This is a genomic window from Scytonema sp. NUACC21, assembly GCF_054684315.1.
Map to the genome: position 1 here is coordinate 90,749 of NZ_BAAFZH010000087.1, position 14,197 is coordinate 104,945.

The 14,197-nt window shown below is 43.0% G+C and carries 2 protein-coding genes and 2 pseudogenes; 3 read left to right on the forward strand and 1 reads right to left on the reverse strand.

The annotated features are described in order from the left end of the window. Window positions 1–41: 41 nt before the first annotated feature. The gene (locus ACYRY3_RS22145; protein WP_460203790.1) at window positions 42–9,728 is read right to left on the reverse strand and encodes a DUF4347 domain-containing protein; all 9,687 of its coding nucleotides are present in this window, start codon (window positions 9,726–9,728) and stop codon (window positions 42–44) included. A 783-nt stretch (window positions 9,729–10,511) separates the two neighbouring features. Between ACYRY3_RS22145 and kdpA the strand changes: the two genes are divergently transcribed. The 3 genes and pseudogenes from kdpA to ACYRY3_RS22160 all read left to right on the forward strand — a co-directional run. Further along, the gene (gene kdpA / locus ACYRY3_RS22150; protein WP_460203792.1) at window positions 10,512–12,212 is read left to right on the forward strand and encodes a potassium-transporting ATPase subunit KdpA; all 1,701 of its coding nucleotides are present in this window, start codon (window positions 10,512–10,514) and stop codon (window positions 12,210–12,212) included. 100 nt (window positions 12,213–12,312) lie between these two features. Further along, window positions 12,313–13,737, forward strand: a pseudogene (kdpB, locus tag ACYRY3_RS22155) (potassium-transporting ATPase subunit KdpB); the annotation flags it as partial. Next, window positions 13,736–13,976: pseudogene (locus ACYRY3_RS22160) on the forward strand (zinc ribbon domain-containing protein); the annotation flags it as partial. The pseudogenes kdpB and ACYRY3_RS22160, both read left to right, overlap by 2 nt. Window positions 13,977–14,197: the final 221 nt, after the last annotated feature.

Here is a 14,197-nt window from a genome sequence, read left to right on the forward strand (position 1 = left end):
CTAGTTTGCCCGATTGTGGAAGAAACTAGGGTGGGGGGATGTTAAATTGTGGTGAATGAGTTAGAACTCAAAGCAGATGCCTGAACTCCAGTTAACATTGCCAGAAGTTTCTGACTGGAATTCTCAAAGATAAAGGTGTCGCTAAGAACTTGAGTCATGGACAGACCAGAGTATGTTAAGCCGCCAGACAGACCAATGACATCTTCACCTACACGGAAATCGTTAATGGTATCAGTACCCTCATTCCTTGTTAGAACAAAGATATCGTTACCTTTACCGCCAGTCAGGTAATCTCTACCTTGGCCTCCCCAAAGTTCATCGTCACCATCGTTACCCTGTAGCAAGTCGTCACCCGCCTCACCGTAAAGCCAGTCTTTCCCATCACCACCGTAGATGAGATCGCTACCTTTACCACCTTTGATAACATCACTATTGTTAAAGGTAGTATCAGCGACAGCAACAACGAGGTCTCCGAATACAGTGTCGTCACCATCTCCTGCATCAATCTCGTCAAAACCCAATCCACCAAGAATGCTGTCGTCACCTTCTAGTCCCAAAATGCGATCGTTGTCTTTGGTTCCAACTAAGGTATCAGCGCTGGCTGTACCCCCGATTGCAGATGGGAAATTAATGGTGCCAATTCCCGTATCATCAGCGATAGTGGCACTGGGAGAGGGATTGGCAAGTTTGACAGAAAATTTTTCTACATCCTCAAATTGGCTATCGATTAATGCTGTAATACTAATGGTTTTGCTAGTTTCACCTGGAGTGAAGATGAGACCTCCCGGCAATGGCGTTACCGTGTAATCAACGTTAAAAGTAGCAGTTCCATCGGTAATGCCGCGATCGACAATGTCATAGTCTACTGCAATCTCCCGATCGCTGGGGTTAGAGAGGGTAACATTAAAAGTTGCTGTGTTACCTTCGCTGAGAGTAACATCATCAATACTAATAGTGGGTTTGCTGTCATCATTAGTGATTTCAACCGTAGCCTTATTGGTAGTAATTGTGGAATTTACCGGAGGATCTGTCAGGTTGGGGTTACTCAAGACAACAATAATAGCTTCATTGGGTTCGTAAGTGCTATCACCCAAAATATCAACCGTAATAGTCTTACTTGTTTCCCCGACAGCAAAGTCTAAAACTCCAGATAGGGAAGGGGCAGTTGCTCCACCCGCAACTTGGAGGTTGTTATAATCACTACCAAAGGTTGCTGTTCCTTCAGTTTGTTCAAAGCCATAGTTTACCTGACTTGCTACACCAATTCCGCCACTTCTAGTAATGGTGAAGGTGAGCGTTTGAATACCGCTTTGACCTTCATTCAGACTAATGGTTGAGAGGTTGGGAGCAATATTGTATGTGATAGCATCATTAGCAGCAATTGTTACCTTAGCGTTACTCTTAGCAGAATCAATAACGTAATTCTGGCTACTGCTTTCGGCTAAGTTCAACTGCACACTTTCTTCTCCCTCCGGCAACACATCATCAATTGGGGTGAGAATAACATCAACATAATCTTGTCCCTCAGGGATCGCCACAGCTACTATGCCTTGGTTAGCGATATTGGCGGTGTAGTCGTTTAGACTCGCAGTGCTTGCATTATCGATCGCAAGATTCACTGTTAAATTGCCGATTTTACCCGTGCGGCTGATGCGGAAGGTGGCAGTACCGGAATCGTTACTGCTACTCGATTCGTTAGCTGTAGCATCGAATGGTGTAATACTGACAACCGGAATAATAGTAATATCGACGGAGTCAGGATCGGTTAAAGCGCCTGAAGCCCCATTAATACCAGTATAACCTTGGTCATTGGTCAAAATTTCTACTTTTCCAGGACCGGAGTAATCAGCCAGGGGATTAAAGCTCATCCCATCAAGTGCGGCGTTGATGTTCTCTACCGTGCCTGTAAACGTCATAACGGCATCGTTTGTACCGTCACCGATATTATCCACAAAGGTTAATCCCGTCGTACTCTTCAAGCTGAGAGTGCCATTGGTAGCGGTGAGTGTCACCTTAACAGGGTTGTTAAATGCATCCACATCACCGATAGAGAAACGATTGTTGTTGGCTTGATTGAAAACAAGGGGTGTATTAGCGATCGTTGTTTGTGCTGTTATGGGTACTGAGTTGACGGGAGGTTCGTTGGTTGGCTGGATGTTGATTTTAATGGTATCAGTGACTGCAACTGAAGAACCGCCAGAATTTCCCAAGTCATTGGTCTTAATTGTGATACTACCTTCTCCAAAGAAATTGGCAGTGGGATTAAAGCTCATCTCAGCAAGGGCAGCATTGATGCTGTCTAAAGTACCCCTAAAAATCATCCAGTTGTCACCAATGCCGTCGCCAGTTGAGAAAAATAACTCTGTAGTACGACTCAAACTGAGACTGCCATTAGCAGCAACGAGTTCAACTTCAACTTGATTAGTACCAGCATCCACATCACTAATTGAGATACTATTACTATTGCTTTCACTGAAGACGAGCGGTGTGTCCTCAAATGTACTTAATGCTTTAGGTAAGTTGTGAACAGGAGAGTCATTTAAAGGGTTGACAGTAATCTCAATTTTGTCTCGGTCAATCTCTGCTGGCGTACTACTACTATCCTGTAAGTCATTAGTAATAATTTCTACACTAGCAGACCCAGAATAGTTGGGTGTTGGATTAAAGCTCATGCCAGCTAGCGCAGAGTTGATAGCAGCAATGGTGCCACGAACGGTAATTCTGGCATTGTTCATACCATTGATGCTACCCTCGGTAACCTGTAATCCACTAGTGGTACTTAAAGCGATCGTGCCATTAGTAGCAATCAGTTGCACTTGGATTGGGTTCTCCCTGGCATCTGCATCGCTAATGGAGATGAGATTGCCGTTTTCTTTATTGAAGACAATTGGTTTGTCTTCATCTGTCGTTAATGCCGCCGGTACAGTATTGATGGGAGGATCGTTAACAGAGGTGATTGTAATGTTAACTGTATCTACGTCCCTGAGAGCTTCGTTTTCATCGGGAGATTTCGGGTTGCCACTATTTCCCAAATCGTTGGTCAAGATTTCTATACTGGCAGAACCAAAATAGTTGGGTGTGGGATTAAACCTCATGCCCAAAAGTGCGGCGTTAATGTCGGCGATGGTACCTTTAAAGGTCATCCCAATATCGTCAATGCCATCGCTGTTATTTTCGGAAAATTCTAACTTTGAGGGATCGCTTAAAGTGATAGTGCCATTGGTAGCAATGAGTGATACCCGAATTTTGTTATCTCCTGCATCTATATCGCTAATAGAAATGCGATTGTTCTCATTGAAGATGATGGGTGTGTCTTCAAGAATAACCAACTCCTTAGTGGTTATAGTATTCACAGGAGCATCGTTAATTGAAGTGACATCAACGGTCACGTTGCGAGTGGTCGTTTTAGCTCCTCCATTACCAGTCTTTCCTTGGTCATTCACAGTAATTTCTATAGTCTCTGTATCAAAGAAATTAGCTTTGGGATTAAACTGCATACCTGCAAGTGCAGTATTAATATCGGCAATGGTGCCAGTAAAGGTCATGATGGTATCTTCAATGCCATCGCCGATGTTATTGGTAAAGTTCAAGTTTTTGGTACCACTCAAACTGATGCTACCATTGCCATTTAGGGCTTTCAGGGTGACTTCAACGGGAAAAACGCCTGCATCTACATCACTAATTGAGATAACGCCACCCTTGTCTGCACTAAAAACTAGAGTTGTATCTTCATTGATTGTTGTTGTAGCAGGTGCATTAATAACAGAAGCGTCGTTAACTGGATTAATTGTTATCTCAGCATAGGCAATGCCAGAACTAAAGGGAGTGTCACTACCGTTTTTTACAGTGTTGCCAACACTGCCGTTACTATTATTGTCGCTGCGATCCCAAAGACGGAAGGTCAGCCCATTGGTGACTTTACCATTAAAGTTTTCGTTGGGCACAAAGCGAACTTTTGTCGTACCGTCGGCTGCTAACAACCGAGCAGAAGTTTCGGATACAGTGCCAAAATCCACCCACTGACCACCAGTGATTGAGTATTGCCATTTCCCGTTAGTGTTGTCTCCACCGATGACCGCAATTCCTTGCACAGCCTCAGCATCTGTGTCTATTACCCGCCCAGCAAGCAATGCAGACACTAGGGTGCCATCACTGTTGGTATTGTCTTCATCAATGGCTGCGAGGGAAATGGGTTTGAGAGTAAGATTTAGTTGGGGAACATCTTTTTGGTTTTCTCTAGATTGGTAGCTGAATACAAATCCAGGTTTAGAGAAGTCAGTTTGCATAGCAACCAACGATAGTTTTTGGTTACCCGTGAGTTCTGCAAGGACTTGGGAGCTAATATCAAGAGTCGGTTTTTGGATTCCATTGTTGTAGGCTATTGACCAAGAACCTAAGGAGGAATTGTAGGATGGTTTGTTGTTCCAGGTGATTAAATTTTCCTGCCAAGCATCATCGCTTACAAAATAGATAACGTGAGAATCTTCCCCACTGGATGCCGTACTATTGCCTGTCATCTGGAAGGTAGCCGATTGCAACGCGGTAGCAATACCCTTGGGCAAGGAATTGAGATTAAATCGAAGGTATGCTCTTTGTTCACCGTCTCTTACACCGCTGACGTTTAAGAGCGTATTACTACCGTAGTTCCTGTTTGGAGACAATGAAGTGACCCAAGAGTCAGCTTCTGCATACAAGGGGACAGTGTCTGAGACGAGTACAGGCGCATCATTGAATGAATCAACAGTAACGTTGATGGTACTTGTGGTAGTTTTTTCTCCCCCCAAATCTGTGTTATTTTTATCGTTTGTTGTGATTTCAATTACAGCATTACCACTGTAGTTCAGTTTTGGAGTAAAGCTGAGACCGTTGAGGGCATTGTTAATATCAGCGATCGCGCCGGTAACAATGACCTTACCTGTGTTGTTACCTTGAGCACTCACTCTATTATTGCTACCGAGACTTAAGATTCCATCGGTAGCAGTTAATGTAACCTCCATGGGATTGCTAAGTGCATCTACATCGTCAATCCGAATCTGATTGCCCTTACTGTCACTAAAAATGAGTGCTGTGTCTTCATTTGTTTTCTGTACTGTTGTAGGTACTGTATGGACGGGTGCATCGTTTACTGGATTGATGTTAACAGTGATACTTGTGGTCGCATTTTCTGCTTCTCCGTTCCCAGTATTGTCTTTGTCATCAACAGTAATGTCTATCTTACCGGCATTTACAGAATTATTTGCAGGATGAAACTTCATGCCCAGAAGTGCAGCATTAATGTTAGCAATGGTGCCACTAAAGGTCATGGTGGCATCTTCAATTCCATCGCTACTATTGTTTTTAAAGGTCAATCCTGTGTTACCACTTAAGCTGATAGTTCCACTTGTAGCAGTGAGTGTCACATCAATGGAGTTTTCACCAGCATCTACGTCTTGAATAGAGATGACTCCACTGCTTGCATCAACGATTAATGGTGTATCTTCATTCGTAGTGAAGGCACTAGGTGCATTTATAATAGGCGCATCATTAACAGGGTTGACAGTAATGGAAGCAGTGGCAGTGCTAGAACTGAAGGCAGTGATACCGCCATTGTTAGTAACATCAGGGTTACGATTGGTTTGATCCCAGCCACGGAAGGTGATACCATCTGCAATAGTACCAACAAAATTGGTTTTAGGTAGAAAGCGAACTTTTGTATTCCCATCGGCGGCTAGCAATAAAGTTGAGGTTGGAGATATGTTTCCAAAGTCAGTCCAAAGACTACCTCCATTAGTTGAGTACTGCCAGTAACCATTGGTGTTGTTACTTTGTACGATCGCAATCCCTTTTAATGCTTGTAAATCTGAATCGCTTACCAGGTCTGCAACAATTGAGGAAACAAGGGTACCGCCGTTGTTGGTGTCATCCTCATTAATTGGAGGTGCGATCGCCACAGCGTTGGAAAGAAGTACGGGGGCATCATTGACTGGTGTAACACTGACATTGATGATATCTTTGTCAATTTTTTCGCCTTCTCCTCCTGAATTGCCCTTATCGTTTGCGGTCACTTCAATTGTGGTATTACCATTGAAGTTTGGAGTTGGAGTAAAGCTCAGACCATTAAGAGCGGCATTAATGTTGGAAATTGCCCCAGTGAGAATAATACTGTTACTATTGTTACCTTCAGTCGTGACATCAGTTGTGTTTCCTACAGTAAAGGTGCCATTAGCGGAAACCAATGTTACCTGGATCGAGCTGGTAAGTGCATCTACATCGCTAATCAGAATTTGATTGCCCTTGTCTGCACTAAAAATCAGTGCTGTGTCTTCCGCTGTTTGTACCGTGTTAGGTACTGTATTGATGGGAGCATCGTTGATTGGATTGATTGTGATACTGGCACTACTAGCAGCGGTTTCTGGCTTTCCACTGCCAGTGTTGCCCAAGTCATTGACAGTAATGTCTACTTTACCAGTCCCCACAAAGTCAGCTTTGGGGCGAAACTTCATACCCGCAAGGGCGTTGTTAACACTGGCAAGAGTACCAGTAAAAGTCATGGTGGTATCTTCGTTACCACTGCCATTACTAAAGGTCAATCCTGTAGTGCCATTCAAACTGATGGTGCCATTACTAGCATCAAGTTTTACTTGAACTGGATTGTTGCCCGCATCTATATCACTAATGGAAATGACACCGCCATTATTATTATTGATTGTTAGTAATGTGTCTTCACTTGCACTTAATGCTGTAGGGACGTTAATGACAGGTGCATCATTCACGGGGTTAACAATAACCTCAGCAGTCGCAGTACTAGAACTGAAGGCAGTAGAAGCGCCGTTGTTTGTGGTGTCAGCTTTCATAGCATTTTCACCACTTGTTCGATCCCAAGCGCGGAAGGTGATACCGCCAGTCACAGTGCCAAAAAAGTCTTTGTTCGGGACAAAGCGAATCTTGGTATTGCTATCGGCTGCCAGGAGTAAAGCAGAGCTGGTGGAGACGGTTCCAAAATCAGACCAAGTACTACCATCGCTTGAGTATTGCCACTGACCGTTTTGATTGTTGCTACCGATAACTGCTATTCCTCTAAAGGCTCCAGAATCTGCGTCAGCAATACGACCGCTAATAATGTTGGATACTAATGTACCACTGTTATTGGTATCATCCTCATCTATTGCGATGGGAGAGATGGGTTTGAGAGAAAGGGTCAGTTGTGGAACATAGTTGAGAGTAGCTGTATTTTCTCTAGAGAAGTAATTAACTTGATTGCCTGGAGTATTAGAATTGTTGATAACAAATGACAATCGTCTGTTACCTACTAGTTCTGGCAGAACTTGAGGCATCACATTAACAGTTTGTTGTTGAATTGAGCTACCACTGTTAAAGCCCAACTGCCAATTTCCTGTTTGCTCGTACACGGGTTTGGTAGCCCAAGTCATTAAATTCTCTGACCAAGTATCGTTGTTAATAGAATAGAGATTGTGAGTGTAATTGCCAGATGTCGCTGCGGTAGATCCTGTTAATCGCAGGGTTGCCGAATTCGTTATGTCAGCGATACCGAAGGGTAGAGAATTAAGATTAAATCGGATATAAGCTTCAGATTGACTGCCTGCGTTCAGAGTTGTGCTGTTACCATAGTTTGCCTGGGTGTTAGACAAATCTACCCATGTATCTGCTTCGGCATAAACTGTGACTGCATCCGAGAGCAACATAGGAGCATCATTAATCGACGTAACTTCAACGCTAAAAGGATCGCTGTCAGTTTTTGCTCCATCGGCACCTGTAAAGCCTTGGTCGTTTGTTACGATCCGAATAGTGGCACTCCCATTGAAGTTTGGAGTTGGGGTAAAACTCAAACCATTGAGGGAGTTATTGATGTTGGTGACTGTTCCAACAATGTTAATGCTGCCAGTATTATTACCAGTGGTCGTGATTCCCGTGGTGCTTCCTAAAGACAGAATGCCATTGGTGGATGTTAGTTTTACTTCAACTAAGTTGTTGTTAGCATCCTCATCACTGATGGAAATGAGATTATTGTTAGCTGAATTAAAGACAAGTGTTGTTTCTTCGTTGGTAGTTTGAGGAGTTACGGGAACTTTATTGATTGGTGCAGCGTTAGTAGAAACATTCAGTAGTACCGCAACGTTGTTAGACCCAGCGTTTGCAACTGCAATATCAAATTTGTTATCTCCATCAAAATCAGCTGTAGCAACAGATATGGGATTGGTAGCGTTTGACCCCACATTAATGTTAATCGGGCTACTAAAACTGCCACCACCATCTCCTAACAGAATCGAAAGAGTTGCAGCCCCGGAATTTGCTACAACCAAATCGGATTTACCGTCTTTGTTAAAGTCTGCTATCGTTAGGGATGAGGGATTTGCTCCTGTATTAAAGTCAACAGCAGTGCCAAATGTGCCGTTGTCTCTACCCAACAGCACGGCAACTCGATCGCTACTGGATTTTGCTACGGCAATATCCAATCTGCCATCACTGTTAAAGTCACCCGTAACGATCGACTTGGGATTTGAGCCTACTGTATAGTTTACGGCATCGATAAAGGTACCGTTGCCTCTACCAGATAGCACTGAAACAGTTCCTGAGCCAAAGTTAGCTACTGCTAGATCGAGTATACCGTTGTTGTTGAAATCACCTACAACAATTGACTGGGGATTCGACCCAACTGCGTAGTTCGCAGCACTGACAAAGCTACCGTTGCCGTTATTTAAGAGCACGGCAACATTGCTGCTATTTGTTGTTACAGTTGTTACAGCTAAATCAACATCGCCATCCTTATCAAAGTCACCTGCGATCGCAGAAGTAGGATTTGCCCCCAGTCCTCCCACTGGTATGCTTGTAGCACTGCCAAAATTCCCATCACCATTGTTGAACAAGATTGAAACGCTGTTAGAGCCAGAGTTTGCTACAATTAAATCGAGTTGAGCGTCACTATTTAATAAACCCGTTGTCACGAAAACGGGATTTGTTCCTACTGCATAATCGCCAATATTATCAAAGCCAGCAGAACCATCACCCAAGAGTACTACAACACTATGAGAGGTTGTAGTCTGTTGTACGACAGCTAAGTCAAAATAGCCATCCTTATTAAAATCACCTGTAGTCAGGGATTGGGGTTTTGCGGTGCCTGAAATTACATTAGAGCTAGCAAAAGATAAAGGTAATATTGCTTTATAAGTTTTTGTGGCTGCTGGTGTAAAAGCAATACCTGACTCAATTTGTCCTGTCTTTACCTCTAAATCCCAATCTCCACCAAACTGGGCGCTACCTGTGGTGTCATCAGAAGCCGTTACATCAGCCCCTGTTATTTGCGCCAGTTCTTGCACAAAAGCTTGACCTATCTCTCCAGATGCAACATCACAACCGTAAAGCAGTATATTGGCATCATCGGTTAAAGCGTTTGCCCACTGCTGCAACTGTTTTGTGTAGAGGTTCAGGGTATCGCTGTTGAGTTGTGTTGCCCCTAGTTGCAACGTGCCTTTCGCCCCGTGGGAAACTATATGAACGGACTGATATTTGCCTTCTTGTAAAGACTCTGTGATTTGCGCTATCCCGTCTTTTGTCGGGTCTAAAATAACAATTCGGCTACCCGGTTTTACACCTGATATTAAGTTCTGATAATCCGAAACTGCTGTGTCTATAAAGACAATATTTAGATTTTCCCGATCGCTATTAGGAAGAATGTTTTCTTCGTTATAATTTTTTTGAGTATTTTGGGTAATATGCTTTGTCTGTTCCATGATAGTTGCTTTTTCTCAATAGAAATTAGAGTCAAAACAGATACCTGCTGACTCGGAAAAATAGTATTATTGCTTTGTGTAGGTAGCAATTGCGGTCGCTAATGTCAGGTCAAGGTTCAAGCACAGAATTCGCTCTGGCGCGACACATCCTGCCCTGGTATTAGAACAGCAGTCAACCTTATCACCCTAACAATAGAGGTAAACTCCTTCCTTGATAGTTAAATAATTCAAGAAACTTGAGTTTCACACAGGTTGTTAGCAGTTATAGTCTTAGGTCTCTATCACAATTTATGCTGTGTACCACCTAACAACTAGCGTAGTTGTACTGAAACAAGAGCGTTTTCACCACAAAGTTAAGTGAAGAGTCTCCTTAAAATACTGAAGTTATTTTATACAATTCCTCTAGAGATTCTGAGGCTTTCGTTGTTTCCCATTGAAGAATTAGGATTGGGCGTACCAAAGTCCAGTTACTTGAAATACTCATCTTACCAATACCGCGATCGCGAGTCCTGTTAACGGCGGTATTGGTGGTATTGAACAGTCAAAAATCTATAATTTTTAACACACCCAATTATAAATATAGCCTAAAATGACTATCGCTGTAGATAGCTACAGCAAGTAGTAATCAAAGGACAGGTAATAATTTAGTATTGGATATTAGAAATAATACGAGGTATATACAATTAAAAGTAAAAATCTAAAAATACTATTCAAGTAATTGTACGATAGTTTTTGCTTTATTGAAATTTTTCACATGACTTACTTATAATTGCGGCTAAATTCATGGGACAAGGTTTTGTTCAAATAGGAGTGACACTTTGTATCTTAATAGCGCTCGCGCCGCTATTCGGTAAATACATAGCACGTGTCTTTATGGGAGAAAAAACACTACTTGACCGGGTCATGAACCCCATAGAGCAAATCATATACCTGTTAGCAGGGATTGCCAAACAAGATAGTATGACAGGCTGGCAGTACGCCAAAGCAGTGCTGTACAGTAACATAATTATGGGTATTGTAGTTTATATTCTCCTTTCCCTTCAGAGATTCTTACCCTGGAATCCTACGGGGTTAGGGGCTCCTCAGTGGGATATTGTATTACACACTACAATTTCCTTTCTGACAAATACTGACCAACAACATTATGCAGGCGAGACAACCTTAAGCTATTTTAGCCAAACAGCAGCTTTGGGTTTTTTGATGTTTACCTCAGCAGCTACCGGATTAGCAGTGGGGATTGCTTTTATCCGAGGATTAACAGGTAAACCGTTAGGAAATTTTTACATCGATATAACCCGTTCCATTACGCGCATATTGCTGCCAATCTCTATAGTAGGAGCGATCGCACTCCTAGCCTTGGGTGTACCGCAAACATTAAAGGGACCTCTGGCATTAACAACTTTGGAAGGAGGTACACAATACTTAGCTATTGGACCCGTTGCTTCCTTTGAAATGATTAAGCAGTTGGGAGAGAATGGCGGTGGTTTTTTTGGCATAAACTCAGCACACCCATTTGAAAATCCCAACAGCGTTTCTAACCTAATAGAACTCATCGCCATGATGAGTGTTCCAGCTGCGTTAATTTACACTTACGGCTTGTTTGCCAAAAATACCAAACAAGCTTTGCGGCTATTCTGGATGGTGTTTGTCATTTATGTTGTTTTGGTTAGCCTAGTAGCAATAGGTGAGTATCAGGGTAATCCCGTTGTCAACACTGCATTGGGGTTGGAGCAACAGCCTAATCTAGAAGGTAAGGAACTTAGGTTTGGTTGGGCACAAACAGCGCTTTGGGCAATCACGACTACCGGAACCATGTGTGGTTCTGTGAACGGAATGCTTGATTCCCTTATGCCCACGGGAATCTTTTCTACACTATTAAATATGTTCTTACAAATTGTTTGGGGCGGGCAAGGAACCGGAACAGCTTACTTATTCATTTTCCTGATTCTTGCAGTGTTCCTGACTGGGCTGCTGGTGGGACGGACACCAGAATTTTTAGGGCGCAAAATTGAAAAGCGAGAAATAATCCTTAGTAGCATAGTCCTCCTTATTCACCCAATCGCAGTGTTGATCCCCAGTGCCATCGCCTTGGCATTTCCTACAACCCTGGCATTTCAAGTTCCACCCCCTGGATACACGGGTACGCCAGAATTTCACAACATCTCACGGGTTGTTTATGAGTATGCTTCAGCTAGCGCCAACAATGGTTCTGGCTTGGAAGGGCTGGGCGATAGTACTTTATGGTGGAACTTAAGTACTTGTTTGGTGCTGTTAGTAGGACGTTATATACCAATTATTGCTATTTTGCTTTTAGCAGATAGTATGGCACGCAAACAAGCAATACCCGAAACTGTAGGGACTCTCAGAACAGATACAACGTTATTTATAACAGTGGCAGCAGGGGTCGTTTTGACGTTAGCCATACTCACATTTTTCCCTGTTTTAGCTTTAGGCCCAATTGCCGAAGCTTTTAACCTTAAATAATTTGGTTAGTAGTTAGTAGATAGTAGTTTGTAGTCAAAAACCACTAACAACTAACCACTAACAACTAACCACTAACCACTAACCATTAATACTTACAATGATGGATTCTACAAATCCCAGGTTCCCATATTCTCGTAGGGGCGATCGTCGTCAAGCACACAAAAAATCAAGGGTTCCCACAAAAAGAATTTACCAATTAGCTATTAGAGATGCCTTTGTCAAGCTAAATCCCAAATATACAATCAAAAATCCCGTTATCTTTGTGGTTTGGGTGGGAACCCTCATTACTTTACTAGTCACCATCGACCCCTACCTATTTGGTTCAGTTCCAGGAGATAACTTGCGACTGTTCAACGGATTGGTGACAGGGATTTTGTTCTTAACCGTTTTATTTGCTAACTTTGCTGAAGCGGTGGCGGAGGAAAGGCGTAAAGCGCAAGCTGATGCTTTACGCTCGACCAAGTCAGAAACAGTCGCCAAAAAACTTGCAGCTGATGGAGCCATTGATGAAGTCCCGTCTAACAGCTTGAGAATTGGTGATACTGTGTATGTGGTTGCGGGTGATACGATCCCTGCTGATGGGGAAGTGATTATGGGGGTCGCCTCGGTGGATGAATCGGCAATTACCGGGGAATCTGCGCCCGTCTTAAAAGAAACTGGCTCAGATGTATCTAGTTCTGTCACTGGCGGTACGCGGGTTCTTTCTGATGAACTGATTATTCGGATTACAGCAGACCCAGGTAAGGGGTTTCTCGATCGGATAATTGCCTTGATGGAAGGAACCCAAAGAACGAAAACACCTAATGAAATTGCTCTGACCGTGTTACTCGCAGTTCTGACGTTGGTCTTTTTGTTGGTGGTAATGACTATTCCCGCGATCGCGGGATATCTTGGAAATCCCATTAATGTTGCTATTTTAGTTGCACTATTAGTTGCATTGATTCCCACGACAATCGGAGGATTACTCAGTGCGATTAGTATTGCGGGCATGGATCGAACTGCCCAGTTTAACGTCATAGCAACTTCAGGAAGAGCAGTAGAGGCTTGCGGTGATGTTAATACTCTAGTCCTGGATAAAACAGGTACGATTACTTTAGGTAATCGTTTGGCAGAAGAGTTTATTCCCATTAACGGTCACTCTATCGACGAACTAGCCCATGTGGCTTTGGCAGCAAGTGTATTTGATGATACACCAGAAGGGAAATCTATTATCCGACTTGCAGAAGGATTAGGAGCTAGTATTAATTTTGACATTTTCAGCTCTGAAGCGGTCGAGTTTTCCTCAGAAACTCGTATCAGCGGTACAAACTTACCTGATGGTAGCGAAGCCCGTAAAGGCGCAGTATTAGCTATTAAAGGAATGGTGCGTTTCCAAAATGGAAATGATACACCTGAACTTGATGCGACATACGAAAGAATTTCGCAATTAGGTGGTACGCCTTTAGCAGTAACTTTAGATAATGAAATTTATGGTGTTATCTATTTAAAAGACATTATCAAACCTGGTATTCGCGAACGTTTTGAACTGTTCTAATTGTGGCAAGAAAGTTCAAAAGTCTCTGTCTACCAGAACCCATGTTTGTACTCATTGTGGGTATGTAGAAGACAGAGACGTGAACGCCAGCATCAACATTCTCAGATTAGGACTCAGTACCGTGGGGCACACGGGAACTTACGCGCAGGCGTGATTTGCCCTCTTGGGCAGTTGGTGAAAGCCTGCTGTTTAATGGTGAGTCAACGAACCAAGAATCCCCGTCTCTTTAGAGCGGGGAGTGTCAATTCATCGGCTGCGCGTAATGAAGTTAAAAGTATCAGTACCTTAATTATCCTGTTGAGGCTCCACTCCTTCATCAATCCAAACATCAATCGCTGCTTTTACTTCTGATTGGTGTGATAGCAGACCACTCTTTTTCATTAATAACGGTCTTAAATACGGATCTTTTACCGTGACCTACTTTTTTTATTGGGTATCCGCGATATACTAA

Excerpts from the sequence above, each read along its gene's own strand:
- kdpA (WP_460203792.1), top strand. The coding sequence starts at position 10,512 with ATGGGACAAGGTTTTGTTCAAATAGGAGTGACACTTTGTATCTTAATA.
- ACYRY3_RS22145 (WP_460203790.1), bottom strand. The coding sequence starts at position 9,728 with ATGGAACAGACAAAGCATATTACCCAAAATACTCAAAAAAATTATAAC.